Here is a 23,660-nt window from a genome sequence, read left to right on the forward strand (position 1 = left end):
ACGCCTCATCTCCTTACCTTGAATAGATTTTGTGTTTGAATACTATTTTTTGTACAACCTGATTCATCTTAAATCGATTAATCCCAGGGTGTAAAACTGGTTGTTCAGATTCAGTGTTGTAATTATCGATACGTAAGTTGTTACGATACGTATGCAAGCCATCAAACCTGATGACATCGCCTGCTTTTAACTCTAAACCTTTAATCTTAATCATGTTGCTGTGCGTCATATAGAATGTAAACCCTTTATCGTCATTCTTGCTGACGTTTTTACCAAGCGTGATTTCGACCACGCTATCTTGGTTAAACTGGTTAATAGGAACGCTACCGTTATAATAAACATCGTCATAGGCTACGTTTTCAAATGTGTAGCGTCGTTTAATATCAGATTTATTGAATGGTAGATTATCTGGTACTGCCCATTTCTCCATGTTAGGGTCTCTTTCTAAGTCTGTACTGTAACCTATACTTTCGAAGTATGGTAGGTTAATCGTTTCAAATTCTAGCGTGATTTCGCCACCAATCTTGCCCGTATCGAATGACACTTCATTCACAAGACCGACGTATATTTGTCTGCCGTCCACGTATTCCATTTCAAACTTTTGCGATTCGCTAGCAAACACACTCTCATATACGATTGAGTTGTCAGGTGTAGCAAGCTCACGCATATAAAAATGCCCGCTAAACAAATCTTGTATAGTGGATTTTAAATGCGAGGCATAAGCCATTCTGCTAACGTCGTATCTTAACACAAGTACAACTTTCTTCTTTTCTTCAACTGTCGAATTATAAAAACGACCATTGATTCTTTCCACATTGTCGAAGCTACGGCTATAACCTGCGCCCTCGACATTGAAAGAAACAACCCGCAATGCGTCATACGTAAAGGGGTTGTTACTGATACGGTATTTATTGTTGTTTTTAATTACTTCTATGTCATGCGCAATCAATTGACTGCCCCCTTACATAAGTTGAAAACTTGCATTTTTTGCGTTTGTTTCTTCGATATATGATTTAATAGCAGGTATATCAGATTCGTTTCGTACAGTAATGTTAACGATAGGTCTGTTGTTTTCTTGCATACTGTGTTGTACGTCTTTCGTCATGTGGGTGTCAACAACGCCACCCATACCGCCACCTAATCCGTCTGTGAGGTTAGATGACAATTCGGTACTGAAAGCGTCGCCCACTCTTGAAGCCAGCGACTGTGCTTGTGATACGGCGCCACCCATACCACCACCGTGTGATGCAACAAAAGAGGTCACGTTGCTCCATGCGTTAGATATTGCATTACCAACCGCACTAGCCACTCGCCATGCGGCACCAGCAATACCTTCTGCCACTTTACCTATCAATTCCGCACCAGCACTCATAAAACTTCCGAAAAAGCTAGTGATTCTGTCTAACCCGCGTTGCATTCCGCTTTCTATCTCACTTACCACTCTCACAAAGCCTGATATAATTCGGCTTACAAAGCTAATCATTGTGTTCCAAATAGATGACACCCATCTAGCGCCATTAGACACGATGTAGCTGTATGCTTGTACCATTTTCGCAAGCACCGTAGCTGCCGTTTTACTAAACCAGCTAGATACCGAGTTCCAAATCCGAGTGACAAATCCAGTAATCGCACTCCAAATTTGCCCCCAACTTGTAATATTCGTACCTAAAATTTTGTTTAGTGTAGTGAAGATGAAATTAGAAATTTGATTCCAAATTGACGATATTGCACCCCAAATTGTTTGGCCAACGTTGATTATCGTATTTTGTAATGTCAACCAGGCGCCTGAAAAATCGCCAGTTAACAATTGAATGAAAGCGGTAAAAATACCGACGATAATTTGGATAACCGACGATATAATCGCACCTATCGCCGTGAAGATAATCGAAACCGCATTCCACAAGGCTTGAAAGCTAGTGATTAGCAATTGAATAACTCCAACAACCACCACGCCTAGCACTTCAGAGAAGAATTGACCCAGTTTTTGTAGAATAGGCATTATCGGTTGTAGGGTCTGCATAATGCTTGCACCGAGTTGCTGGAACCAACTTACTAACGAACTAACTGCACCACTGACCGCGCTAACTATGCCATTCCAAGCATTGATTAGGGTATTTCTGAAATTCTCGTTTGTCTTCCATAAATAGATGAACATCGCAACCAATCCTGCAATAACTGCAATGACAATCCCGACTGGTCCCGTCAAGGCAGTCAATGCCGTACCTAACATTGGTAGTAATTTTGCTATATTAGCAACTGGATTCATTAAAAATGCGAAAGCGCCACGGAGTACATTTAAGATACCGGTTAAAGCACCACTCGAAGATATAAATTCGCCAATTGAGCCTATGGCACTAATAAGCGATACGCCAAATACATTACTTAAAACTGTACCTACAGCTAATAACGGTGCCATTAAAGCCCACACAGCACCACCTAAAATCATAAATACACCTATAATTTTGGCAATAGCAGGGTGTGCTTCGAATAAGTTTGCGACGAATCCTGCTAAGGCAGTTACAAATCTTAATAACACACTTGCGATAGGTGCCATAGCCGTTCCGAATGCTACTAACGCACGCACGATATTACCGATTAACTCCATAATCACCGGACCGTTCTGTTGCACGTACTGCACAAATTGTTTAAATCCCTCTGACTTGCCAACCTGTTCAGACCATGATTTAAATTGAGCTGTTAAATTAACTAGCCAATCGAATATGCTCGCGCTGTTTTGTGCGAATGCTTTCATTAGATTGCCTATACCTAAAAACACGTTGCCGAATATTTGTCCAATTTTAGGTAAGTTGGTTTTCGTGTATTCGATAAATGACCGAATCGCATTTTGGCCACCTACACTATTTGCCCAGTTTTGAAACTTCTGACCTAAACTATCTAAGCCATTAGCAACCCACAAGAAAAGAGGTGCTAATTGAGTGAACACATTAACTAGACCGTCGCCAAAACGCCCTGCAGCACTTAACAAAGCGTTAAACGTCTTAACACCCGTCGTATTCATCATGTTGAAGAACCGTTGCGCTACTTGGCTATTTTGCGACCATTTTAATAACTTCTGTGAGGCTTGTTCCATCGATTGTGCCACACCAGATATGAAAGGTTTCAACGCAGTTAAGGCTGTTTTGACCGTGTTTAAACTGTTTGCTAATGTGTTAAAAATTTGTGCCTGATTCTGTTTAATGATTCCTTGCCACGTTGTTTTTACACCCTCTAAAGCGGATTGATAAGCTCTAGTTTCTTTCGTCGCTTGCAATGTACCATCTTTTAACATCTTAATGGCACTGATTGCCATAGCACCAAATGCTACTGCACCTACGCCTGCTATACTGAATGCGCCTGCTAAACCTAGTACACCGCCACCTAACACACCAACTGCGTTAAGCACGGCCATGATAGCAGGTACCAATCCAGCTATAATTGGTATTAACGCTTGTACACTTGCAATCATTAAACCTTTGACTTGTTGACTAAATACAGTACCGAATGTGCGTATTTTCGATGCTAAGGCGTCCATTTTGTCGCCGTAGTCTGTCAATGATTGGTTAAGTGCTCTCGTAAGTATTTGCGCCCTTGTCATGCCTCTAGTGTCAAACTTAACCTTTACTGTCTTATCAAACAATGTGGCTAACATTGCTCTAGCTCCATTTATTGAATGCCTTAAAGGAGCGTTGTTACCGTCAATTTTTACTGTATGCTCACGCCATTTTAGAGCCATAGCTTTTGCACGTTGTAAAGCGCGGTGGAATTTAGAGATGTCCGCTTTAACATCTGTTTCAATCTCATTAGGAATCGATGTTTTCGCCATACTTTGAGCCTTACGTACATTCGCTTGAAAGTTCCTGATGTTAGCCATGATTTTGACCATGAAATTTTTATCCACGCTTAACCTCCTTTCTGCTCTAGCCAACGTCTAGTACCAGCCTTGAATAACTCACGTCTACGCTTTTCTTCGGCCAGTCTTGCTTGTTGTATGCGCTTGTAGCTGCCAGGTTCTCTTATCTCGTAACGTTGCTTTTCTATGTCTTTAGTAATACGTTTGATTGATTTGCCTGCTTGTACAAGGCCATTAGCTTGTGCGCTTTCCACACCAAGTTGACGTTGGTCTAAATATCTGTCTTGCGAACCTATTATCCAATCACGCCATTCATTCGGCGTCATCATCATTAGTTCGCATTCAGGTATATAACCGACAAACCTTGCTGTTAGTTGTCGGATTTCGGAGTAGTTGAGTAAGGTTCCGCGTTCATGATTTCTTTGTAGTTTTCTTTCATGAATTCGATTCCCGCTTTCGTTGACTCTTTTTCGTCTTCTTTCGCCAACTTCGGCGCTTCGTTCATCTGTGACCAGAATAGACGAGACTTCTGCTTGAAAAAACCGCTATTGTTTAACACCTCTAATGCGCCCTGTAATAGCTCTAGCGTGTCGTTCTTTTCTTCGATGACTTTATATAAGGCAACCTCAATATCATCGCGTGTAGGTGCGTTTTTGCCTAAATAAGCCGTTGCACATTCCCAAAAGCTAGCGATTGCGTCAGTGTCACGCTCTAAAATGCCGTTATAGATAACGTTGAATCCTGGCGTTTTTACCATTTTGCCGTTTGCGTCCTCTTTTTCTTCTGCAAACTTTTTAGCTGTCTTGTCAAAGAAGAATGTAGCTTTAGCTTCTACGTCGTTATCGTTAATCTTTAAAATTGTAATTGGATTCAAAATAAATACCTCGCTTTAATTTTTGTATAAAAAAATAGGGAGCTTATGCCCCCTTTATTATTAAGTTAGACTTCAAGTGTGCTTGATGACGCCGTAGCGTTTTGCATTTCCTCGAATGTGCCAACTTTTTCACCAAAGTGCTCGTATTCAACCGTTGGAGCACCAGCCGCTTCAAACCATTCAGGTGGCAAAGTATCTTCTGTACCCTCTGCCGTGTTCCACTTGATTTTTAGCGTTAGTCCTATTTTGTTGTCTTCATCATCAAATGACATTTCGAAAGATTCTGGCACGCTGTAACCAAAGATACCGTGGTACTTGTTATCTTTACGCTTATTACGTTCATACAACCAAACGCGGACTTGACCGCCAGTCTTGGCTGCCTTCTTCATAGCGTCGATACCAGGGTCGCCTGGCACATTGCCTACAGTTAATTTAATTTCTTCCGATGTAGCGTTTGATGAGTAATCAGTTTTGCCACCACGAATGATTTCAGCTAGGTCATTCTCAATCGTGTGTCCGCCCTCTTGCAAGTCCGCCAATAACAAAGCGTCAACTTTATCAAGTTTGCTTTCAGCAGGACGCACAACAGCTAAATAACTTTTTTGAGCCATATATTACACTCCCTCGTTCTTTTTAATGTGTCTGTACTTAAACAGAAGCCGTATCGTGCCATGTTTGGTAAACCTGTCGATGTCAGGAAATACCGATTGACTATCAATACGGCTATATTCAAATTCATAATTTTCTATTTGTATCGGACGGTTAAGGACGTGCCCAATCGCGCTAATAATCAACTTCGCTTCGTACTGCGTGTCGAATTGCGAATACACATGAAAGATGATACCGACTGTCTCTCGCATTGAAGCGCTCGATTCATTATTAGTTACGTTTGATTCACCCACGATGATATATGGGTAAACAGCGTCCTCTTGAACAACATCAAAAACCCTATCGCCAACAAACATATTGATAATAGGGCTCTCTTTTAACCGCTTATATAATTGATTTGTAAGTTCGGGTTCTACTGATACCCACATATGCAGCACTCCTAGTTAAAGTACGCTTCAAACGTTTTTCTACCTGCGTCAAGTGCAGGATTCCAAAACGGTTGAGGTGCTTGTCCTTTAGTTGTTATCCATTGCCCAGTTTTAGGGTCTTTGTAACTCCACGGAATCTTTTTAGCACGACTGCCTTTTGTGGCGTAAATACCAGTACCATATTCAACGTATAAACTGTAACTCGCGCCTACATTAACAACACCCGTTAAACCGCCGTTCTCAAAACGAAAGTCGATACTTTCTTTCAAAAAACCTTGGTCAACAGGTGCAAGTGCGACTGCCGTGTTATAAATCTTCATCGTGGTCTTTGCTATACCTTTTTTAACCCACTTATCTATGTCTTTGGAATACTTTTCAAGGTCTGCAACAATCGAGTTAGCGCCATATTTAACCTTTGCCATATGGTACCTTTTTAAGTCGAATCATTTTTATTTCATGTTGACCGCCTTGGTCGATAACATCGCCTTGCATGCCGTAGATTCTGCCCTCATATTCAAATAAAGTATTAGTAGAGATTGGCAAGTCATACGGTATATACAAGTTTCTGTCGCAGTCCTCGGACATTTGGTGGAATTTAAGTTGTTCAGAAACAGTGGGCGTGTCCATAAATCCTTTAATTGTTTTCTCGCTTACAAAGCGCTCTTTAATAATAGGATACTCGCCCACTTTCTTTATAATTCCAGTTCTAATTGTGTGGGGGAATTCGTCGTAAGGGTCAAACATTTTACCACCTCAATCGGCGTAAAGGTTTTAAGTGTTTGTAGGTTGATTGCGGTAGGTCAGTTACAAACGTATAAGATACCGTGCCCATTGTGCGACTGGATATATTGCCATTTGTACCATACTTGATACTTTCAGCTATAAACTTCCTTACGCCAAATGGATACGGAACAACAAACGTTTTATTGCAATACTCTTCCGCAATTCCTTTATAAAACAAAATTAAATTAGTTAAAACATCATCATTAGACGTATCTTCAACAGGCATTTTATTGAGTTGTTTAACTTCTTTAGGTAGCATTATTGACCACCCTCTAACGCCTCAATCAATTCAGCCTTTTTTAGCGAATCGTAGTCGTTAACTTCACGCTCTTTTGCAATGTCTTTAAGCTCATCAACTTTCAATTTAGCCAAGTCGATAACCTCGATTACAGAAAGATTGCGCTTGTTATTACCCGACGCCAATTCTTCAATGCGCTTTTTGGTAGGTTTATATCCTAATCGAGGATAAAGGGCACCCTCGTTATAAAGGTGTCCTTCATCTTGCCCGTCTGTGAATTTAGCAATCACTCGTGATAGCATATTATCACTCCTTACTAAACTTCTAATGAGCCTGAACCTTTATTGATTTTAACGACTTTAGCTTCGTCATAAAGGTACGCCACATAGTGTTTGTCAGAGAATAAAGCAGTTGCTTTACGTGAAGCGTCACGCTCCGCCTCTAAGAAAAAGTCACGCTTAGTGATTAATTTAACCGCACCTTTTTTAGCAAGGATTGCCTCACCTACATCTAGCTTGTTTGTACGTACGATAACTGCGCCTAACGCTTCGCCAAATGCACCCTTAACGATTACGTCATCGCCTAATAAAGTAGCACGTGTAAAGTTGTCAGTAGCGTTACCACGTAACTTACCGGCGTCTAATGGATTAACAAATAATACCATTGGCTCTAAGTCCTCATCGTTAAATTTATCAATAGCGCTTTGTAATCCAGCTAATTTAGTGATGTCTGCATTAACTGTTAATGACGCGCCTTTAAGTGCAGCTAATACGTCATTGTCTACTTTGTTAGCGATTGCTAAACCGTGTTGACGTACCGCTTCGCCTTTAGGGTCGCCGTAGCCTGAAAGTAAAGCCTCATCAGTTAATTCAGTACCTTTACCAATTTTTTGAATAGTAGCTTGACGCTTTTGGGTTTCGATTTGGTCTATTGGAATTTCTTCTCCCTCCGCCACTACTTTAGCGTCTCCGCTATAAACGAAAGCTGGGAATGTTAATGTGTTACCTGGTTGTCCTACTAATGTGTTGTCGATTTCTGCAAATTGTGCAAATCGTAATTTTTTGTCTAACTCTGCTTGCATCATTGGCGCTAATACTTCTGGATTTACCAATGACGCTAATTTAGTTGTACCTGTTGCCATAAATAATTACCTCACTTTACTCATTAATTAATTTGTCGTACGTTTCACGATGGTTGTAGAAAAGGTTCTCACGTTCAGACACGGTCATGTCATCAAATTGTTCTTTAGTGATTCCGCCTTTTAAACTTTCACCCTCGTTAGGTGTACGGCCTGTGGGTTTTTGTTCTGCAAATAAATAAGGCTTAGATTCTTGCAGCCCTTTAACTGCGTCATCTAAACCTTTAACTGTGCCATCTTCTTGAAGTTCTAAATTGCTTTTATCAAGCATTAATAGAACGTCGTTTGCGTCATTTGCTTCTTTAGCAACTGCTAACTTGATGGCGTTATTTAGTTTTAGCTCCTTCATATCAGCTTGATATTGGGCGTTTTCTTGCTTGTATTGGTTTAACTTGTCTTTAAGCTCTTGATTGTCCCCATCTTTAGCTTTTTGAAGGTCTGTGATTTGTTTGTCTCGGTTCTCCAGTTCTTTGTTAGCTTTTTCTAGTTGCTCTTTTAGAGATTCAACTTTTTTAGCTTCACTTTTTAAATCTCGTAACGTATCGTGATGTTCATCTACAATCTTTTGAACTGTTTCTTCCTCTAAACCTAAACCACGTAAAAATTCTCTTTTCATAATTATTACTCCTCACATTTTTGATAACACTGGTCTTTTCCAGCACGAGTTTGCACCTTTTAACGCCTTGAGCATGATTTGGGCATAAAAATAGCCAGCACATAAGGTGCTAGCTACATAAGGCTAAAATCAATGTTTTTGGTATTTTCTTCTTCTATATAAGTTTTAATTGCGGGAATATCCGCCTCATTTTTAACTTTTATGTTTACAATAGGTCTTTCGTTTTGCAAATCATTTATTTCTTTGTATAACGCTTTGATACGTTCCAATTTTTCTATAGCTTCATCAGCATCAACTTTTACACTTACTTTAAAATCCACATTATTCACCACCTTTTCGTTTCATCTTCTCCCAATCACTGTAGGTCATGGATGGAACGACTTCTGTCATGCCATCATCATTCCTCACACGCATAACACCTGGCAAATCCTCTTCATCAATGTAGTGTAGTAGCTTGCAACGACAGTTAATGTTCTCTTTAGCACTTGCTACACCCACAAATAACTTAGGTGCTTGTCCTACACAACCACTGGATTTAAAGTTCTCGTTTAACGGAATGCTCTTACCGTCCAAATGGCGATGTGTATCACGTGTTTTCGCGTCCTTAGTAGCAAACCATCGTTTCATCATTTTAAAGCCGTTATCTTGCGCTATGTGAGCGCTATCGAGGTTAGCTTGCGACAATGCCCTACCTGTTTCAGTTCGAGCCACACGCAACGCCTGCGCCTTACTCATGCCTATGTCATCACTAATAGCTTTGGCAGTCTTTGAATAACCCTCGCCTGACATAACGCCTTGAGTGATGTGTATACGAATACGTTTTAAAATTTCATTGCGATGTTTCTGCAATGTGGGCACTAACTTAATAAATTCAATAGGTTGTTCAATCGCTTTATTAATCACTGCTGGTGTAGGGACGTCGAATTCCATAGATGTTTGACTAGCCATTTCGTACAGATACAAGCTCATCATATATTGCTCTATATACACGTTCTGTTGCGTCTTTTTAATCGCTTTGGCTACTTCTCTATAATCGTTGGTCATCATGTCTGCTATACGCGCTAACTGCTTATTCAAACGATTGTATTTGTTAAACTCTGTCCACGTGACGTGAGGGTCGTCCGATTCGTACTTAGCATACATATCAGAAAGTGTTTGCTTAATCTCTTTTAATGACCTAGCAAACAACACCTCTAACTCTTTTTCGGATTGAGCTATTAAGCGCTCAATAATCTTATCAACATCATTCTGATTGGTTATTTTGCGCTCTGTCATTAGCGTCACCCTCTACTTGAGTGTTAAATTCGATATTGTCTTGTTCAATGCGCTCAAGTTCTGCCACAGGGTCACTAACCCACGGGTGATTAGTAACAACAGTTTCTTTAGATAGGTATTGCGATTGCACACCGATTTGTGATTGTTCCAACTCATTGACCATGACGTTAAAGTTGAATGTGATTTCTACATCTTGCACTTTAATATTCAACTTGTAGAAATCTATGATGTACTGTAGCAACTCCTGCAACGCAGTAAGTGTTTTGTTTTTTAATTTGTTAGCTTTCAAGTCTAAGTTGCTATACATAAACTTCAATGCGATACCCGACGGACTGTTGCCGAATTTATCTTGTTGGAAGTCCACACCTTGACCAAACTCGATTATATAGTCGCGTAGCATGTCCAAATATTCTTTAGACGACTGCACTGGTACTTCTATTTGAATTGTGTCAACACCGCTTCCGTCGCCATCTACATTAATCGCTTTGTAGTATTTGAGGTTACGCATAAACTCATCTAAGTTCTGCCCCTCATATCCTTTTAATACGTAAATCAATTCAGTTGATTCATCAAAAGTGTTTTGCGTATCAGACAGGCGCTTGTCCATAGCGTCAATGATTGTTTTATACATAAACAGGTCGCTAACTTCTTGAGGGTTGTTTTTAAACGGTATAAATGGAACACGCCCCCAACTCACACGCTTATTACCAACGTAATAATGTGATTGAACATGGTCATCTCCATGATAAAAATCAGGTATCAATTGCCCCTCTTGATATTCGTAGTAAGTAACGTCCGTATCTGTCCAATACTCAACTCTTTCTGCCCCGTCCAACTCGTAATACCTAATAAACGCTTTTAACGTGTCACGCTCTTTATTCGTCCAAATAGGTATTGCTTGTTCTGCAGGTACACGGAATGTTTTAAATTCTCCATTCTCATCGATATAGGGTTGCAGCCACTCAATACCTTTATTACTTGCTGCAGTCAGAATGTCGACCAACTTATCATCCCATTTATGATTAAGCACTTTTTGAATGGTCGTTAATGACTTATCGTCATCAGTACCAAAAGTAACAGGGTTGGCAACCGCATAAGCTACTTTTTGGTCCACTAAGTTTTGATGGTAGTTAGTGTACATTCTCCAATCAGGTTTGAATGGGTCTACCACACCCTTGTTATCCAACTTAGGCGGAAGATGTAGCACATCAGGGTCATGATTATAGTATCTGTCGCCCATCACGATTTTCTCTATCTTCGGCTTATGGTCATTTATCAAACGGATAATCATTTCTTCTTGCGTCTCGAATTTGGGTTTAATCTGCTTAACCACTCTCTCGTGATAGGGCACTTCGTTTGGCCAATATATTTTAATCACCCTCTTACGTTAAAATTGATATTTTGTTTTGACGCATGTCACGCTCTAATGCATATCGTGTCGCGTCTATTGTATGGTTGTCTTTATCTTCTAGCTTAGGCTTAACGTTGCCGTCTTTATCTGTTTCAAAGTCTATATTTTCAAATTCACGGGCAATATTAGGTGTTCGGTTCGGGTCTATCACAATAGCGTCTAAATCATTCAACCATTGTTCGCCATATTCAACAGAATCTGGTCCTTTCTTAACTCCCTTGATTCGCTTAACTCCGTGCTCTTTTTTAAGCTCATCAATAGACTTGGGTTCCATTTTATTCAACTGAGGTCGTTAATCTCAGCCCGTTATTAACCGCTTACAGTTTCCTGCAAGATTAGACTATATCTTCAATAAAAAAAGACCTCGAAAGGTCTCGTTTATTGCTCGGTTTTTCCACTCACTTGAGTGTACTCTACTCCCTTACACTATTTTTATTCCTTGGGTCACCTTTTAAATAGTGCGGTTTCGATAGTCGTTGAACAACATCTTCTTTTGTTAAAGGTTTATAACTAAATATTCTTTTCTTATGCGATTTGGTTTCATCCCTCGCGCAGGCGCAAGCATGGCCTCTGTTGTAACCATCTTTTTCACATTCCTTTGTAGACAGATAAGTTTTTTCCAAATCTCCATTGAAAGTGTAAACATACATTTTCTTTTTTAATGAATGTAAATTATTTTCTCTAGGTGTAACCCATTCAAGATTAGTCACATTATTATTTTGTCTGTCTTCATCAATATGATTTACATATTTTTTGTTATTAGGGTTATCTATGAAAGCCGCAGCTACTATTCTGTGAGTTCTTAAATATCTAACCTTTTTACTATTGGTCATTAGCGCTACATATAAATAACCGCCCGTTTTTACATATTGCTTTAATTTCTTAGGCTCTTTACGTCTTTTTCCACCGTTAGCAGAATAACTATAAACACCGCCTAATTCATTTACAAAATAACAGTCAAGAATATCTTCATAACCTTTAATCTCTTTTATCATCTTCATTGATATCACCCCTATGGTTATTATACCATTTATATGACACAATGACGACATAAAACTTAATGATATTGCTGCTGATTGTCCACATATCTTTAAGATTGTTACCATTTGGTACTTAAAGCTTTAGGAGTTCCCAGCAATTAACCGAGTTAAGTGCCTAACATTAAGCACTATCCGCGTATATATCGTCGCTCTGATAACCTTTAGACCACAGCCACTTACCAAACTGCCTATTACTGATTTGCACGCCGTAATACTCATCCATAGCGTATATAACACGTTTCTTTTTGTCATAGTGCCAACGGACAAATGCTAACGGGTCAGTAGCGTAACCAAAGTCGACAGCGTTACGTATGTTGTCGAATGTTTTAAATAACTCGTCAGGTATCTTCTCAATACGCAAGTTATTAAACGGTACAACGCCACTGCCTATTGCTTCACCCATATACTCCCAGCGATAACGTAACTTATTCCTTTGTTTAGCAGCCTCTGCCTCTTGTATAAACTGTTTGGATATATACGGGTTATTTAAGTATGTTGAATGGTGCACAAACGTGTTATCAGGTTGTATGGATGATTCATACTTCTTATTAGCCCAATGTTGTTTACGCTTGGCTGGGTTGTAACTAAAGAAAAATTTATAAAACAATCCGTCCTCCAACTCGCCACGTAACATTGAATTGGTTATCGTGGTCACTTCATCTTCGGTTTTAAATTCTCCGAGCTCCTCAATCCACATAATAGAGAAAGGGAACCGGCTATCTTTCAACGACTTCAATCGTTCAGGGTTCTGCGCCCCTCTAAAGATAATACGATTCCCTCTGGGTTTATATGTGATTTCCATTGGCGACACCTTAACCTTAAATAAGTGTGACACCTTTTGTTCTTCAATCGCCCACTTGATTTGCTCAAATACAGATGTTGCTAGTGTGTTATCTGTCTTACGGACAACTACCGCATTCATCGGATAGCGCATAATTAGTTGCGTAATGATTATAGATATGTCTGATGACTTACCACTACCACGACCACCTTTTGCTACAACATTCAATACGTTATAGTCTTTGGTAGCTCTCCACAAATCATGAAAGTGTCTAGGTATTAAGGACGAAAGATTAATTGATGTCGTCATTAAACATCACCGCCCCTGTATGCTCTATCTCTTGCTTCTCCACAGGGTTGTATCCTGTACGGTCAAGAATGTCTTTGGACGCTTGAAACCTTACTAACTCACTTTTAGCATCTAATAGGCTAATCATGGTTTGTAGGGCTTTAGGCACTTGCTTTTGTAAATGCTCCGCTTGATACCCTTTAAATCCCTCTCTAAACTTATCGTTAGCTTTCCATCTGGATATAGTAGCTCGGTTCACATCAATTTGTTCTGCGATGTCCATATCCTTTGCGCCTGTATCAGTCTTGATTTGTATATAAGCCTGTTGCTTCTTCGTTAATTCTAAGTACGCCCCGAATGTTGCGTTATTTTGCATGTTTGTCATCTCATTTATCACCAACTCTCACGGTTAATTCACCTTATTTTGACATATAAAAAAAGACACCGAGAAACCAGTGTCTAATGATTATGTTTTGTTATTTTATTTGAGCTCTACACTCATACGAATGTATAACCGCCTACCCAATAGATAAGCGGTTCGGCAACCGGGCGCGCAACATATACATGATAAACGCTTACCCAATCATCCAAAGTTGAGTTATACACTCATATCAGTATAAAGTGGACGCCCATTACAGACGCCCGGTTATTTGAAAGGAGGAGAATACATATCAACCACACATTTATTATATTAAATAAATCAGTATACACAAAACATTGTTATAATAGTCATTAGTGTCATTTTTGTCATTCATTGTAATAAATATATCTTCTCTGCCAACTCATCTCGTCTCGCCAAGAAGTTATTGCGGTTCAATTTAGCATTAGGCATTTTCTTTATGATTTCATCTCGCCGATATCCTCTTTTAAGTAACTCTAAAAAACAGAAGTCTACATGACCCAGTTTCTGTTGAGACTTATTAATAAACTCAACTTCTACTAGCATTTGAGAAAATCGTTTATTCGCTCTATCTAATCTCACAACGATATCCTCTACCTTACTGTTGTTTTCCCCTTTACCCTTTGGTAACGTCGCTTGTATACCATATTGTGCTATAGAGTTGCTATCATATTCAGGCACCACATCAGCCAGCACATTACATTTCATCTTATGTGTGCCAATCATATTTATAATCGCCTCTTTACTGTACATCGCGTTCCCCCTCAATGTGTTTCAACCTATTCTCAAGCACTTGCTTTTCATATTCCCTAGCTTCCAACTTCCCTTTCAACTGTGCATTCTCTACCTTAAATCCAATAAGCAACAATGTGTATATGACAAATAATATAATCCACCACATGTTATCAATCCTCTTTCAAATTAATGCTTCTAATTTCCAACAGAATCATAGTGATTAATACCGCAAACACTAATTCCGCTCTGTCATTTATTAAACCAATGGCCATAGCCGCCGCCACAAGTAACCCTATAGCAAACTCTAAAGTTGCATCCACATGCCTATTTCTAAATTTATTTTTTATAATATATTCTATCAACATCCATATAACAATTATTGTCAAAATCCCCGTTATATTCACGTCATCACTCCTTATTCAATATTTGCTTGATTCGTTGCAGCACGTCTTTAGTACAAGTCTTCGGATTTGATGAAACTTCCGTCTTTTGACATTTTCCCTGTTCTGTCTTTAATCTCTCCATAAGCCTGTTCTAAACACTCCTGTAATGTCATTCCATTTTGTTGTGCAAGTATAATCAAAGTAACAACTACATCTCCGATACCGTCTTTTAAATCATGTTTGCGGTTACGACATAATGCACCTGCAACCTCTCCCATTTCCTCCACACTTTTTGCATATTGCGTAAAGCTATTGCCTTTGTCTAATCCTTTATCAATGCTCCATTGTTCTACTTGTTTAATTAAATGATTCATTTTATTTATCCTCCACTTCATATCTTTTTAAAGCCTCTTTGTACTTATTGACGAATTTATACCGGTCTTGGTGTAGCTTGCTACTCCAACTTGTAATAGCGTCTAAAGCGTGTAATTTTTTGATTAAACCGTCTATTTCCTTTTGCATTTGTTCCATGCTAGCAACCGTCGACCAATATTGACTTGTACCGACTTCTGCGTCATAACTTGTATTGCTGAATTTATCAAATTTGTTTATCGCCGTATTTAATTCCTTTAATATCTCTTTTAATACTACGTGTGAATGGCGCAACAATAACTCTTTTTCTGTCATTCATTGTCCTCCATAATTGCATTTAGCTCATTTTCTACTTTTTCGTAATACGGATTGCAAGACCACGCTTTTTTATGGTGCAAGTGGTCTTTAAATAACATTGTGACTTCGGTTAATTTACGTTGTAAATTTGCGTTATGCCGTATTACTCTAGCCTCACTTACGATTAATTCATCACGTTCTTCTTGTAACTGTTCGATAGTTTTTTTGAGCGTTATATTTTCGTCGGTCATAAACCAACATTGACTTCTCCAGTAATCTTCTTTTTTCATTCCACCATACCTCCATCTTTCCAAAGTAGCGTCATACTCATATCGTCGTTCAGCATGTAGAATGCTTTTGGTTCGTGAAATAAATCATCAAAATAATAATCTAACACCGATTTTATAGATTCGTTTTCATACAAAAATACTTTTATTCTTTCCTCGTATTCACACACCTCTATTAATCTAGGTATTTTAGTTTTCTCTGTTACTTCTTCTTCCCATTCAACTTCGAATAGTTCATTTTTATAAACAAGACATTCCATTTCTATGCACGGATTTATACCAAAAAACACCTCAGAGCCTTTGTTGCTATAGAAATATCGCTCTTTAATATTTTTATCCCAAGCCCACTCAATTAGCTGTGGCAGGTTCATTTTCTTCTTTGTTTTAATCTTCATTGTGTTCGTCCTCCTTATAATTTCACTCGCCCCAATTGTCGAACGCTCTCTGTAAGTACCAACGCGCTTTGTCCAGGTCTTCTTTGCCATTCTTGTGCCGCGCTCTACTGATGTACTTAATCGCATTACCAATCGCAAATGCCATTTTCGGCGGATAATCCTTTATCACTTGCTCAATGTAGTCAATAACTTCAACCTCTCCGTACGTATAGTGCGCAGGGTTGTTAACCACATCACTTATTAATTTTTCTCTATTCATAAACTCGCTCCCATTCGTCATTGTCGTTAATGTAGTAATATTCGCCCTCGTCTGTTTCGATTTCTGCTTTTTCTTCGCCATCAAAGTTGTAAATCAACTCTGTTACAATTCCCTCGAAGGGTATGTCTTGGTTATAATCCACATAGAAAGCTATGCGATTATCAATTTCTAAATCACGAATTTTCATCCAATAAATCCTCCGTTCTTAAGAAACCGTCTGACTGTCCAGCCTTTGCTTAAGCGCTGGTTAATGTCCTCCCTAGTTTTACCAATCAATTTAGCTAGTTGGTTGACTGTGAAGGTTTGGCCATTATAATTCAGTTCTCTAGACCTATCGTTTTCAATTACAGGGAAATCAATTTTCCTTTCGTTATTTTCTTTTGAACTATCAGGAACTTCGGTTGGAACACCTACAAAACGACATAAATCATAGTAAGCTGGACTTGGCTTGACCGATTGTGGTACTGTTTTTAACCACGGTTTTGATTTACGATTATTTTTATAATTCTGGTATGCACGTTCTGCTTTCATTTGGTCGAATTGGTCATAAGACGTTTCGTTTATTTTCTCTCCATTACGCTTTAAAGCTAATACTGTACGCATTTAATCACCCTCTATGATTTTTTTAGCGTCATCTACTGAATAAGCGACGCCGTATATGATTTTTTGTTTCATTGCCCAGTCTTGAAATTCGATTTGTTCAATCGATAATTTGCCAGTAGGCTTTTTAATCTCTATCGCTATAAATTTTCCGTCCTTTAGCCTTACACCGAAGATGTCAGGAAATCCTTTGGGGAGAAGTTTAAGCGTCCTCTTCCCCACCCTGACCATGCCGGCGTTTGCCCTCCAGACTTTACATTCGGATTTGTTTAAATATTCAATTATTTGTTTTTGGATTTCAGATTCTGTCATGTCTACCCCTTTGATTAAAATCAATTTCATCGAAGATTAATTTACTCACTCTGTCATAGTCGTCAAATAACGTTATATCGCCCCTCACAAGCAATCTTTCTATCGCCCAACCCATTTGTACCAAAAGAGGTTGCATGAGCGTGTCGTGCTTGTATACGTCTCTATAGAGGTGTCCTAAAAAGTCCTGCATTTCTCCAATAGTCATCAATAAAACCTCTGACTTTTTTTGTAAAACTCCATTTGTATAACCCCAGTTTCGCCATCCTTATTTTTAACGACGTTGACCTCTATATCTGACTTACCTGTTTCATTGTCCACAAGGTCTTGGTCATAATAATCATCCCGATATAGCATGAAGATAAAATGCGCGTCTTGCTCTATTCCGCCAGTCTCTCTCAAGTCACTCATCATTGGTCGTTTATCCTGTCTTGATTCAACGCCACGGCTCAATTGCGCTAATGCTATAATTACGCAACCCGTTTCTTTCGCGATGATTTTAAGGTCACGACTTATCTTCTCGACCTCTAGTCGACGCTCTTTCATCGGCACGTCGGATTTCATAAGCGTTAGGTAGTCGATAAATATCACGTGCGGTTTATCATTATCTTGCATTGCCTGCTCTCTAATATCTCTAGGCGTTATAACAGCACCGTCATGTATCGAAAAGCCGGGCAACTTCTTAATTTGATTAATCGCGTCCATAATTTTGTTCGTCTCGTCCAAACTAAGCCCTTGTGATTGTTTGATTTTAGATAACGGTATGTTCGTTATCATGGATATAAGCCTTTCGCCTATATTCGTCCCGCCAGTCTCTAAACTAAAAAATGATGTCGGGTATCCTTGCTGCGCTATCCTCCACATGATGTTTAATGCAAATGCGGTTTTACCTGTTGACGGACGACCAGCCAAGATGTTCAGTTGCGACCTCTCAAAGCCTAGTATTTTGTTATCTAGGTTGCTATATTTCGTCTTGATAAACTGTCTAGGCTTATCACTTAGTACGTTGGTCATGATTTCTTCCAGAAACGAATCAGTAGGATTTACCTTTTCTATGCTCAAGTCTTGCAAATCACTGATTTCATCAATTAACACTTTCAACGCTTGGTCATCAGGTGCTTTTAGATACTCGCCTATTTTATTTGTAGATTCGACCAATACGTAATCATTCAAGATGTTTGATTGGTCGCGCATAAAATAAGATATGTCAGCTATGTCAAAATTGTAGATTTCTGATAGCGTCTTTGTCGGTATGAAATCTTCGTCGTTACGGCATTTAAAGTAGATTTCATTTAAATCTACTTTGCCGACATCAAGCACATATTCAATAAATTTTCTAGCGTTTTCATCTTCAAACATTTCTGGCGATAACTTTAATTTGCTAATTAATTGAGGGTCGCGCATAAGATTTGATACAAGGCTCCGCTCTGTCGTATACCTATCTATCCGTGTCAAATCCCAATTCCTCCCTCATGCGTGCCCAACGCTCTCTTGCCTGGTTCATGCCCAGTTGATAATCAGGGTCATTCTTCATCAGGTATTCTTTCGTCTCTTTTTCAGGCACTTTCGTATAATTAAACTCTTTAGGCTTGTACGCCAATATATCTGCTACCTTAGGCTTATATCCGTTATTAGCGATGTAGTTTTTTGTCTTACGTAAGGTCGGTTCGTAATCACCCTTTTCAGAAAGTATGTCAATCCATGTACTTGCTTTCTCTTTCGTAAGATTCATCGTGTACACATCGTTTATAAGCCTAAGTATGTGTAGCGCTTCTTTTTTATGCATAGGCATTAGTCATCACCTAATTCATTTTCAATTTCATCTAAGACGGATTTACTCTCTTGTTTAGGCTTCACTTTCTTCAAAGCGTCATCTTTAGTCTTAACTCCCTCTTTAGCCCAGTTGTTTAAAACTTTGATTAAATAACCGACATGACTTCCTTTGTTTTTTGTATAGTCAACTGCAACCTCTACAACTTCATCAGCATTAGTGCCTATATCATCTGTTGCATATCCGATTTGTTCCATTTGGCTCGGTGTAGTATTTTTATCTAAATTAGTAATTACGTAATTAATAGCTTTTGCGAAGACGTCATCTTCTTTTTCTTTCTTCTCTTTCTTATTCTTATATTCTTCTTCTTTTTCTTCTTCTTCTTCTGTATCGTTACGTAACGTTACGGTAACGTTATTTTCTAGCAATTCTTGTTTTTTTCGGTCTCTGTAACGTTGTTGACGCAATCTATTTTTTTCATTATGCTTGCTTTTGCTATCTAAACTTTGGTGCTTCTCCCAATTTTTAACTTTGTAAATCCCTTTTGTATATTCAATCATTCCTAATTTAATAAACGTTTGAAGCGCTAATCTTATTGAGTTTAACGGTCTGTTAAATTCATTAGACAACATCTCATCATTATACGGTAGATTTTCAGATAACATGATATAACCATGCTCGTTATACTTACCTGCAAGCGTAAGCAGCTTAACCCATACCGTTATGATTGTGTCGCGTTCAGGTAGGGCTTCAATGTATTTAATTTTGCTATCGTCAAACATTCCAACTTTTAATTTAATCCACGATACCTCAACCATTAACTCCTCTCTCCTTTCAACATCTTATTCAATCTTTCATCTACGGCTAACCAGCTGTTGTGCAACTTGTACTTGTCATCAAAACTTTCGACACCGATGTTGTGTTGCTCGTTGTGGTGTTGCCTGCAAAGCGCTAATACGTGCTTATTGTAGTGATTCATTTTATTTCGATTCATTCCACGACCTACCGCTTCATAATGCGCTAAATCCGAATGAGGTTTACCGCATATAACACAATTGCGGTTAACCGTTGACCAGTACAGAAACGATTTATCTTGTTTGAGTAGGTCACTAGTTTTGTAGTTAAGTGGCACGTCGTTGTGAAACACCCAGTCCAACATAACCTCTATAATTTGATTAGCTTGCGTGCGGGTGCAGGTAGAAAGCGATAAGTTATCGTACCCCTCGACAAATGCCACGTAGTCCATAAACATTGACCGCATATATTCACGAGGTTGCCCTGTGTGCTGCTCTATGTCATTGCACAAAGCAAATATCTTCCGACGCTGTTTATCTGTAATTGTATGAGGGTCTACCGTTATAACTTCGACCTCAACATCTAGCCCGTTATCTAATAGTAGCGATTCTTTATCGCCAATTTCCACACCCTCCACAACGGCGGTTGTCACGCCGTCATCTCGGGTTATATAATTTTTGATTAGTGGCATTCAATCAGACCTAAAACGGCAAGCCGTCGTCATTTATATCAATTGGACCATTCGCGTTTTGCAATCCATTATCAAACGGGTTGTTTTCCATCTGCGCTTGTCCTCTTTGTTGTTGAGGTTGGTTGTTAGATTGACCTTTGCTATCTAAAAACTCAATTCGGTTAGCGATGACACGTACTGCTGAACGATTGTTACCCTCTTTATCTTTAAAACGGTCTTGCTTCAATGTGCCCTCAATTAAAATTTTGCTTCCTTTACCGCAGTAGTCATTTAGTAATTGGGCAGTTTTGCCAAAAGCGACGATGTCGAAGAACGAAGCGTCGTCTTTTTTGTACGGGTTATCGACTGCTAACGAAAAGTTTGTCACTTCCGTTTGTCCTGCAGGTTTCAACTCTAATTCTTTTGTGATTCGTCCTGTTAAAATTACTGAATTTGCCATTATTAATGCTCCTTTGTTTTCTTAATCCATCTATCCAATTTGCTGATACATGCGCTTATTTGGGCGTTAGTCAAAGTTTGAATGTCGGTAATACCTAGTTTTTGTTGAATATCATCTGCACTCACTTGCTTGCCTTGCGACTGCAGTAGTTCTCTATATTTGAGCATTTCTTGTTTTAAAGTGCCGATTGCCTTAGCGTCAGGTTTATTTTGTTTGGCATTACCGCTAGCCTGATTCCCGTCGTCATCTGGGTCACTCGTGATACCAAATATCGCTGATAATGCGTATCGTTTAAGATAGCTAATTAGTGACCCCGCACCTTGCGGTGTGTTCTTCTCTGCGTTCATGAACACAGGGTCATATTCAATGTATTCTCCACTTTCATGCATCAACATTGTAGCCACTCCTACACGCCCCTGACTGTCATTTAATGCCCATTGGGTATAAGACAACCCGTGAGGCGTTGCCGCCTCGTCAATGGCTTCTACGACGTTCTCAAGAGGTACATACTTTGATTTAAAGAATGGATTGTTTTTATCTTTAAGTGGTTGTTTAACTTCTTTCCGAAAGGCCACCATAGCCTTGTTAATTTCGACAACTGATTCTGATTTATTCATAATTCCACCCTTTCAATCACATCTGTTTCAGTATGCGTGTGTTTGTATATGTCATGAGTTGCCGTGTCTATAAGCACATCTTCTGTACCGTCAAATCTTCTAGCGTCGCGTTTGTCGGTTGAATATTTGATTGTCGGATTTGCGTCGGTTGGACGGTTGGTAACGTATAGGTCTAGGTCTTTGTGTTTATATAGATAAGTCACTATCGTTTTCATTCAATTAACGCCTCCCCCGACATAACTTCTTTAGCTTTGTTGGCTAGTTTTTCGATAGCTTCATCATCTTGAAAATCGTAAATAAATATAGAATTATTGTTGTACGGATAACGTGAGTCATAGTGTGTAAAGACGATACTGTTTTGACCGTCATCATAGCTTGTTCCTTTGACTTCGCAAACACAGTCGGAGTACATGCGTGTCCTGTCCAATTCTCGTTGAATTCTTAAAAATTTTTCTTTATTCATTGAAATACCTCCATTTTCTGCTATAATGGGGTTAATAATTCATATCCATTAACCCTTTTGTTTTTTTGACTGTTTGTTAGCCGGCACTAGCATTCAGTCTTTTTTTCTAACTTTCTTTCAAGGTTTTTCTCGTATAATTCAAGAAACTTTCCTTTCATTTCTCGATAGCATTGTTCTGCAAATTCATAATCATCAACTTCTATATCTTTATTTCGACAAACTCCAAACAAACGCTGTGTAAGCATTCTTAAATAATCGTGGGCTTGTACCCTACGCAAGTTATCACTTGTTATACGCCCTCCAAATTTAGACTTAGCTATTTGTAGTGGGTTGCTTAAATCCAAGTGGTTATTTGAGTAACTGAATGTAGGTGGCATTACAAACTTTTTATTAACATCTTCAAAATCGCTTGTTGATAATGCAACATTGTTGAAAATATTATTTGGTCCTTGGGTCATTTGACCCCCAATTTTTCTCTCAATCATTTTTTCTACTATCGTCAATAATTCTTCTTTTGTTACTGTAATTTGTTCGCTCATTTTAAAAACCCCCTCTTTCATTCTTTTTTAGCGTCTTGATAGCATAATTACTTGTGTAGTAACTACCTATCAGCGTCCATGTTGCTACAAATATCGTAGTAGTGAAGTACGCTTCAAAAGCGAATGGTGTAGCAATAACGAATGTAGTTATTAATGCTATTATTATAGAAAATACTTTTTTCATTTCCTCACCCTTTCACAACATCTTCAAAGTGGTTATCTAACCAATCTAAAATTTTTTCCGCATGAAACATGTAGCCAGTGCCTTTGCCAGTCGAAAATTTACTAAACGATTCAATTTGTCTTCGATTACGCGGGTTGTCTATAACGTGTTTTTTAATCCACTCTTCACTGCGATTAATACGTTTCGCTAATTGATTGAGTGTAAAGTACTTACCTTTAAGCTCTAACTTTTTGTATTCTTTAAACTCATCTAAGGTAAGCATTACATGCGTTTCAGGTATTGCTATTGAAACTTTAAGTGTTTGTTGCATAATGGTTATCCTCCTATTTGTATTAGTTGTGCTATACTTTTCTTATCTCCTTATGAAAGGAGGTGATAAGTATGGAACAAGTCCACGCTTGCCTTTTAGGTGAATGGGTTAATCTTCATGATGATGAAAATTGTAAAATGGGACCTCGTATGACTTCTCCATCTGTATGGTGGGAAGAAAACGCTGAATTATGGTCTCCAATTCAAAAAACAGAAGCTGATACAATGTATCAACAGGACTACATCATGATTAATTACAAATCTAGAGACTACCGCATTCACCCTATTTTCATTCAAATAGTTACTTCGTAATCTTTTGTTGAGTTAGAATATTTTCGATAATCTCAACATCTTGGTCGTCGAGTTCCAACTCGGCGGCTTTCTTTTTGAATTGGCTATCAACGATATGATTAATTTCTTGCCACTGTCTTAGTGTGAATTGCTTTCTGAATTCTAAAAACCGTTTAATTGTATTTTCCATATT

38 protein-coding genes and 3 pseudogenes are annotated in these 23,660 nt (G+C 38.7%); 1 reads left to right on the forward strand and 40 read right to left on the reverse strand.

Translation table 11 applies throughout. The annotated features are described in order from the left end of the window. Positions 1 to 13: 13 nt before the first annotated feature. The 39 genes and pseudogenes from LN051_RS08945 to LN051_RS09135 all read right to left on the reverse strand — a co-directional run bounded on the left by LN051_RS08945 (position 14) and on the right by LN051_RS09135 (position 23,177). Positions 14 to 949 (reverse strand): phage tail family protein, encoded by a 936-nt coding sequence (locus LN051_RS08945; protein ID WP_229292190.1) that lies wholly within the window; start codon positions 947 to 949, stop codon positions 14 to 16. 12 nt (positions 950 to 961) lie between these two features. After that, positions 962 to 3,898 (reverse strand): phage tail protein, encoded by a 2,937-nt coding sequence (locus LN051_RS08950; RefSeq protein ID WP_229292191.1) that lies wholly within the window; start codon positions 3,896 to 3,898, stop codon positions 962 to 964. Between the two features lie 2 nt (positions 3,899 to 3,900). Next, positions 3,901 to 4,182 (reverse strand): hypothetical protein, encoded by a 282-nt coding sequence (locus tag LN051_RS08955; RefSeq protein ID WP_229292192.1) that lies wholly within the window; start codon positions 4,180 to 4,182, stop codon positions 3,901 to 3,903. 38 nt (positions 4,183 to 4,220) lie between these two features. Next, positions 4,221 to 4,724 (reverse strand): tail assembly chaperone, encoded by a 504-nt coding sequence (locus LN051_RS08960; RefSeq protein ID WP_420853972.1) that lies wholly within the window; start codon positions 4,722 to 4,724, stop codon positions 4,221 to 4,223. 65 nt (positions 4,725 to 4,789) lie between these two features. Continuing rightward, positions 4,790 to 5,335, reverse strand: coding sequence for a phage tail protein (locus LN051_RS08965; protein WP_229292193.1), 546 nt, complete (start codon positions 5,333 to 5,335; stop codon positions 4,790 to 4,792). A 3-nt stretch (positions 5,336 to 5,338) separates the two neighbouring features. Next, positions 5,339 to 5,761 (reverse strand): DUF3168 domain-containing protein, encoded by a 423-nt coding sequence (locus tag LN051_RS08970; protein WP_229292194.1) that lies wholly within the window; start codon positions 5,759 to 5,761, stop codon positions 5,339 to 5,341. 11 nt (positions 5,762 to 5,772) lie between these two features. Further along, the gene (locus LN051_RS08975) at positions 5,773 to 6,183 is read right to left on the reverse strand and encodes an HK97-gp10 family putative phage morphogenesis protein (RefSeq protein ID WP_229292195.1); all 411 of its coding nucleotides are present in this window, start codon (positions 6,181 to 6,183) and stop codon (positions 5,773 to 5,775) included. Then, a complete protein-coding gene (locus LN051_RS08980; RefSeq protein WP_229292196.1) occupies positions 6,170 to 6,505 on the reverse strand; it encodes a phage head closure protein in 336 nt (111 codons plus the stop codon). The genes LN051_RS08975 and LN051_RS08980 overlap by 14 nt, the downstream gene beginning before the upstream one ends. Position 6,506: 1 nt before the next feature. Next, positions 6,507 to 6,803 (reverse strand): phage head-tail connector protein, encoded by a 297-nt coding sequence (locus LN051_RS08985; RefSeq protein WP_229292197.1) that lies wholly within the window; start codon positions 6,801 to 6,803, stop codon positions 6,507 to 6,509. Next, positions 6,803 to 7,084, reverse strand: coding sequence for a Rho termination factor N-terminal domain-containing protein (locus tag LN051_RS08990; protein WP_229292198.1), 282 nt, complete (start codon positions 7,082 to 7,084; stop codon positions 6,803 to 6,805). Before LN051_RS08990 ends, LN051_RS08985 begins: the two co-directional genes overlap by 1 nt. A 14-nt stretch (positions 7,085 to 7,098) precedes the next feature. Continuing rightward, on the reverse strand, positions 7,099 to 7,923 hold the full coding sequence (locus tag LN051_RS08995; protein WP_229292199.1) for a N4-gp56 family major capsid protein: 825 nt from the start codon (positions 7,921 to 7,923) through the stop codon (positions 7,099 to 7,101). Between the two features lie 16 nt (positions 7,924 to 7,939). Further along, the gene (locus LN051_RS09000; protein WP_229292200.1) at positions 7,940 to 8,536 is read right to left on the reverse strand and encodes a phage scaffolding protein; all 597 of its coding nucleotides are present in this window, start codon (positions 8,534 to 8,536) and stop codon (positions 7,940 to 7,942) included. 113 nt (positions 8,537 to 8,649) lie between these two features. After that, the gene (locus LN051_RS09005) at positions 8,650 to 8,856 is read right to left on the reverse strand and encodes a hypothetical protein (protein WP_229292201.1); all 207 of its coding nucleotides are present in this window, start codon (positions 8,854 to 8,856) and stop codon (positions 8,650 to 8,652) included. 1 nt (position 8,857) lies between these two features. Beyond that, positions 8,858 to 9,811, reverse strand: coding sequence for a phage head morphogenesis protein (locus LN051_RS09010; protein WP_229292202.1), 954 nt, complete (start codon positions 9,809 to 9,811; stop codon positions 8,858 to 8,860). After that, positions 9,780 to 11,189 carry a phage portal protein gene (locus LN051_RS09015; RefSeq protein WP_229292203.1) on the reverse strand — a complete coding sequence of 470 codons (1,410 nt, stop codon included), beginning with the start codon at positions 11,187 to 11,189 and terminating at the stop codon, positions 9,780 to 9,782. Before LN051_RS09015 ends, LN051_RS09010 begins: the two co-directional genes overlap by 32 nt. Positions 11,190 to 11,193: 4 nt before the next feature. Beyond that, positions 11,194 to 11,493, reverse strand: a pseudogene (locus LN051_RS09020) (terminase large subunit); the annotation flags it as partial. A gap of 142 nt (positions 11,494 to 11,635) precedes the next feature. Beyond that, the gene (locus LN051_RS09025) at positions 11,636 to 12,223 is read right to left on the reverse strand and encodes an HNH endonuclease (RefSeq protein ID WP_229292204.1); all 588 of its coding nucleotides are present in this window, start codon (positions 12,221 to 12,223) and stop codon (positions 11,636 to 11,638) included. Positions 12,224 to 12,386: 163 nt separating this feature from the next. Further along, positions 12,387 to 13,352: pseudogene (locus LN051_RS09030) on the reverse strand (PBSX family phage terminase large subunit); the annotation flags it as partial. After that, entirely contained in the window at positions 13,336 to 13,716 is a 381-nt protein-coding gene (locus tag LN051_RS09035; RefSeq protein ID WP_229292205.1) for a DNA-binding protein, read from the reverse strand. The gene LN051_RS09035 and the pseudogene LN051_RS09030, both read right to left, overlap by 17 nt. A 366-nt stretch (positions 13,717 to 14,082) precedes the next feature. Then, entirely contained in the window at positions 14,083 to 14,484 is a 402-nt protein-coding gene (locus LN051_RS09040; protein ID WP_229292206.1) for a hypothetical protein, read from the reverse strand. 152 nt (positions 14,485 to 14,636) lie between these two features. After that, positions 14,637 to 14,831 carry a hypothetical protein gene (locus LN051_RS09045; RefSeq protein ID WP_229292207.1) on the reverse strand — a complete coding sequence of 65 codons (195 nt, stop codon included), beginning with the start codon at positions 14,829 to 14,831 and terminating at the stop codon, positions 14,637 to 14,639. An 86-nt stretch (positions 14,832 to 14,917) separates the two neighbouring features. Next, positions 14,918 to 15,223 (reverse strand): MazG-like family protein, encoded by a 306-nt coding sequence (locus LN051_RS09050; RefSeq protein WP_229292208.1) that lies wholly within the window; start codon positions 15,221 to 15,223, stop codon positions 14,918 to 14,920. 1 nt (position 15,224) lies between these two features. Continuing rightward, the gene (locus LN051_RS09055; RefSeq protein WP_229292209.1) at positions 15,225 to 15,536 is read right to left on the reverse strand and encodes a DUF1140 family protein; all 312 of its coding nucleotides are present in this window, start codon (positions 15,534 to 15,536) and stop codon (positions 15,225 to 15,227) included. Beyond that, positions 15,533 to 15,808, reverse strand: a complete 276-nt coding sequence (locus LN051_RS09060) for a hypothetical protein (RefSeq protein ID WP_229292210.1) — start codon at positions 15,806 to 15,808, stop codon at positions 15,533 to 15,535. Before LN051_RS09060 ends, LN051_RS09055 begins: the two co-directional genes overlap by 4 nt. Further along, complete coding sequence (locus tag LN051_RS09065) at positions 15,805 to 16,200, reverse strand: hypothetical protein (protein ID WP_229292211.1); 396 nt, start codon at positions 16,198 to 16,200, stop codon at positions 15,805 to 15,807. Before LN051_RS09065 ends, LN051_RS09060 begins: the two co-directional genes overlap by 4 nt. A gap of 22 nt (positions 16,201 to 16,222) precedes the next feature. Next, positions 16,223 to 16,450: pseudogene (locus tag LN051_RS09070) on the reverse strand (DUF3310 domain-containing protein); the annotation flags it as partial. A 1-nt stretch (position 16,451) separates the two neighbouring features. Next, the gene (locus LN051_RS09075; protein WP_229292213.1) at positions 16,452 to 16,646 is read right to left on the reverse strand and encodes a hypothetical protein; all 195 of its coding nucleotides are present in this window, start codon (positions 16,644 to 16,646) and stop codon (positions 16,452 to 16,454) included. Further along, positions 16,643 to 17,062, reverse strand: coding sequence for a hypothetical protein (locus LN051_RS09080; protein WP_229292214.1), 420 nt, complete (start codon positions 17,060 to 17,062; stop codon positions 16,643 to 16,645). The genes LN051_RS09075 and LN051_RS09080 overlap by 4 nt, the downstream gene beginning before the upstream one ends. Beyond that, positions 17,063 to 17,371 carry a VRR-NUC domain-containing protein gene (locus LN051_RS09085; RefSeq protein WP_229292215.1) on the reverse strand — a complete coding sequence of 103 codons (309 nt, stop codon included), beginning with the start codon at positions 17,369 to 17,371 and terminating at the stop codon, positions 17,063 to 17,065. 204 nt (positions 17,372 to 17,575) lie between these two features. Then, positions 17,576 to 18,772 carry a DnaB helicase C-terminal domain-containing protein gene (locus LN051_RS09090; protein WP_229292216.1) on the reverse strand — a complete coding sequence of 399 codons (1,197 nt, stop codon included), beginning with the start codon at positions 18,770 to 18,772 and terminating at the stop codon, positions 17,576 to 17,578. A gap of 34 nt (positions 18,773 to 18,806) precedes the next feature. Then, a complete protein-coding gene (locus LN051_RS09095) occupies positions 18,807 to 19,154 on the reverse strand; it encodes a hypothetical protein (protein WP_229292217.1) in 348 nt (115 codons plus the stop codon). 5 nt (positions 19,155 to 19,159) lie between these two features. Next, a complete protein-coding gene (locus tag LN051_RS09100) occupies positions 19,160 to 19,957 on the reverse strand; it encodes a phage replisome organizer N-terminal domain-containing protein (protein ID WP_229292218.1) in 798 nt (265 codons plus the stop codon). Beyond that, on the reverse strand, positions 19,957 to 20,625 hold the full coding sequence (locus LN051_RS09105; protein WP_229292219.1) for a putative HNHc nuclease: 669 nt from the start codon (positions 20,623 to 20,625) through the stop codon (positions 19,957 to 19,959). Before LN051_RS09105 ends, LN051_RS09100 begins: the two co-directional genes overlap by 1 nt. Before the next feature lie 10 nt (positions 20,626 to 20,635). Continuing rightward, entirely contained in the window at positions 20,636 to 21,064 is a 429-nt protein-coding gene (locus tag LN051_RS09110; protein ID WP_229292220.1) for a single-stranded DNA-binding protein, read from the reverse strand. 2 nt (positions 21,065 to 21,066) lie between these two features. Next, positions 21,067 to 21,681, reverse strand: a complete 615-nt coding sequence (locus LN051_RS09115) for an ERF family protein (protein WP_338061508.1) — start codon at positions 21,679 to 21,681, stop codon at positions 21,067 to 21,069. Next, positions 21,678 to 21,896, reverse strand: a complete 219-nt coding sequence (locus LN051_RS09120; RefSeq protein WP_229292222.1) for a DUF2483 family protein — start codon at positions 21,894 to 21,896, stop codon at positions 21,678 to 21,680. Before LN051_RS09120 ends, LN051_RS09115 begins: the two co-directional genes overlap by 4 nt. Further along, the gene (locus tag LN051_RS09125) at positions 21,893 to 22,144 is read right to left on the reverse strand and encodes a hypothetical protein (RefSeq protein WP_229292223.1); all 252 of its coding nucleotides are present in this window, start codon (positions 22,142 to 22,144) and stop codon (positions 21,893 to 21,895) included. Before LN051_RS09125 ends, LN051_RS09120 begins: the two co-directional genes overlap by 4 nt. Before the next feature lie 86 nt (positions 22,145 to 22,230). Further along, positions 22,231 to 22,683: a hypothetical protein gene (locus tag LN051_RS09130; RefSeq protein WP_229292224.1), complete on the reverse strand. Its 453-nt coding sequence runs from the start codon at positions 22,681 to 22,683 to the stop codon at positions 22,231 to 22,233. Positions 22,684 to 22,871: 188 nt separating this feature from the next. Then, positions 22,872 to 23,177, reverse strand: coding sequence for a DUF771 domain-containing protein (locus tag LN051_RS09135; protein WP_229292225.1), 306 nt, complete (start codon positions 23,175 to 23,177; stop codon positions 22,872 to 22,874). A gap of 71 nt (positions 23,178 to 23,248) precedes the next feature. Here LN051_RS09135 and LN051_RS09140 point away from each other — a divergent pair, with 71 nt between their 5' ends. Next, positions 23,249 to 23,488, forward strand: a complete 240-nt coding sequence (locus tag LN051_RS09140; RefSeq protein ID WP_229292226.1) for a hypothetical protein — start codon at positions 23,249 to 23,251, stop codon at positions 23,486 to 23,488. On the opposite strand, the gene LN051_RS09145 is transcribed toward LN051_RS09140, so the two are convergent. Continuing rightward, on the reverse strand, positions 23,478 to 23,657 hold the full coding sequence (locus LN051_RS09145; RefSeq protein ID WP_229292227.1) for a hypothetical protein: 180 nt from the start codon (positions 23,655 to 23,657) through the stop codon (positions 23,478 to 23,480). The two genes, LN051_RS09140 and LN051_RS09145, sit on opposite strands and share 11 nt — an antisense overlap. Positions 23,658 to 23,660: the final 3 nt, after the last annotated feature.

This window comes from Staphylococcus ratti, from assembly GCF_020883535.1.
GTDB classification, from domain to species: Bacteria; Bacillota; Bacilli; order Staphylococcales; family Staphylococcaceae; genus Staphylococcus; species Staphylococcus ratti.

Bases quoted from the DNA above. Each gene is read 5' to 3' on its own strand.
- LN051_RS08955 (WP_229292192.1), bottom strand. From the start codon at position 4,182: ATGATGATGACGCCGAATGAATGGCGTGATTGGATAATAGGTTCGCAA.
- LN051_RS08965 (WP_229292193.1), bottom strand. From the start codon at position 5,335: ATGGCTCAAAAAAGTTATTTAGCTGTTGTGCGTCCTGCTGAAAGCAAA.
- LN051_RS08970 (WP_229292194.1), bottom strand. From the start codon at position 5,761: ATGTGGGTATCAGTAGAACCCGAACTTACAAATCAATTATATAAGCGG.
- LN051_RS08975 (WP_229292195.1), bottom strand. From the start codon at position 6,183: ATGGCAAAGGTTAAATATGGCGCTAACTCGATTGTTGCAGACCTTGAA.
- LN051_RS08980 (WP_229292196.1), bottom strand. From the start codon at position 6,505: ATGTTTGACCCTTACGACGAATTCCCCCACACAATTAGAACTGGAATT.
- LN051_RS08985 (WP_229292197.1), bottom strand. From the start codon at position 6,803: ATGCTACCTAAAGAAGTTAAACAACTCAATAAAATGCCTGTTGAAGAT.
- LN051_RS08990 (WP_229292198.1), bottom strand. From the start codon at position 7,084: ATGCTATCACGAGTGATTGCTAAATTCACAGACGGGCAAGATGAAGGA.
- LN051_RS08995 (WP_229292199.1), bottom strand. From the start codon at position 7,923: ATGGCAACAGGTACAACTAAATTAGCGTCATTGGTAAATCCAGAAGTA.
- LN051_RS09000 (WP_229292200.1), bottom strand. From the start codon at position 8,536: ATGAAAAGAGAATTTTTACGTGGTTTAGGTTTAGAGGAAGAAACAGTT.
- LN051_RS09010 (WP_229292202.1), bottom strand. From the start codon at position 9,811: ATGACAGAGCGCAAAATAACCAATCAGAATGATGTTGATAAGATTATT.
- LN051_RS09025 (WP_229292204.1), bottom strand. From the start codon at position 12,223: ATGAAGATGATAAAAGAGATTAAAGGTTATGAAGATATTCTTGACTGT.
- LN051_RS09035 (WP_229292205.1), bottom strand. From the start codon at position 13,716: ATGACAAACATGCAAAATAACGCAACATTCGGGGCGTACTTAGAATTA.
- LN051_RS09040 (WP_229292206.1), bottom strand. From the start codon at position 14,484: ATGTACAGTAAAGAGGCGATTATAAATATGATTGGCACACATAAGATG.
- LN051_RS09045 (WP_229292207.1), bottom strand. From the start codon at position 14,831: ATGTTGATAGAATATATTATAAAAAATAAATTTAGAAATAGGCATGTG.
- LN051_RS09050 (WP_229292208.1), bottom strand. From the start codon at position 15,223: ATGAATCATTTAATTAAACAAGTAGAACAATGGAGCATTGATAAAGGA.
- LN051_RS09055 (WP_229292209.1), bottom strand. From the start codon at position 15,536: ATGACAGAAAAAGAGTTATTGTTGCGCCATTCACACGTAGTATTAAAA.
- LN051_RS09060 (WP_229292210.1), bottom strand. From the start codon at position 15,808: ATGAAAAAAGAAGATTACTGGAGAAGTCAATGTTGGTTTATGACCGAC.
- LN051_RS09065 (WP_229292211.1), bottom strand. From the start codon at position 16,200: ATGAAGATTAAAACAAAGAAGAAAATGAACCTGCCACAGCTAATTGAG.
- LN051_RS09075 (WP_229292213.1), bottom strand. From the start codon at position 16,646: ATGAAAATTCGTGATTTAGAAATTGATAATCGCATAGCTTTCTATGTG.
- LN051_RS09080 (WP_229292214.1), bottom strand. From the start codon at position 17,062: ATGCGTACAGTATTAGCTTTAAAGCGTAATGGAGAGAAAATAAACGAA.
- LN051_RS09085 (WP_229292215.1), bottom strand. From the start codon at position 17,371: ATGACAGAATCTGAAATCCAAAAACAAATAATTGAATATTTAAACAAA.
- LN051_RS09090 (WP_229292216.1), bottom strand. From the start codon at position 18,772: ATGCGCGACCCTCAATTAATTAGCAAATTAAAGTTATCGCCAGAAATG.
- LN051_RS09095 (WP_229292217.1), bottom strand. From the start codon at position 19,154: ATGCATAAAAAAGAAGCGCTACACATACTTAGGCTTATAAACGATGTG.
- LN051_RS09100 (WP_229292218.1), bottom strand. From the start codon at position 19,957: ATGGTTGAGGTATCGTGGATTAAATTAAAAGTTGGAATGTTTGACGAT.
- LN051_RS09105 (WP_229292219.1), bottom strand. From the start codon at position 20,625: ATGCCACTAATCAAAAATTATATAACCCGAGATGACGGCGTGACAACC.
- LN051_RS09110 (WP_229292220.1), bottom strand. From the start codon at position 21,064: ATGGCAAATTCAGTAATTTTAACAGGACGAATCACAAAAGAATTAGAG.
- LN051_RS09115 (WP_338061508.1), bottom strand. From the start codon at position 21,681: ATGAATAAATCAGAATCAGTTGTCGAAATTAACAAGGCTATGGTGGCC.
- LN051_RS09120 (WP_229292222.1), bottom strand. From the start codon at position 21,896: ATGAAAACGATAGTGACTTATCTATATAAACACAAAGACCTAGACCTA.
- LN051_RS09125 (WP_229292223.1), bottom strand. From the start codon at position 22,144: ATGAATAAAGAAAAATTTTTAAGAATTCAACGAGAATTGGACAGGACA.
- LN051_RS09130 (WP_229292224.1), bottom strand. From the start codon at position 22,683: ATGAGCGAACAAATTACAGTAACAAAAGAAGAATTATTGACGATAGTA.
- LN051_RS09135 (WP_229292225.1), bottom strand. From the start codon at position 23,177: ATGCAACAAACACTTAAAGTTTCAATAGCAATACCTGAAACGCATGTA.
- LN051_RS09140 (WP_229292226.1), top strand. From the start codon at position 23,249: ATGGAACAAGTCCACGCTTGCCTTTTAGGTGAATGGGTTAATCTTCAT.
- LN051_RS09145 (WP_229292227.1), bottom strand. From the start codon at position 23,657: ATGGAAAATACAATTAAACGGTTTTTAGAATTCAGAAAGCAATTCACA.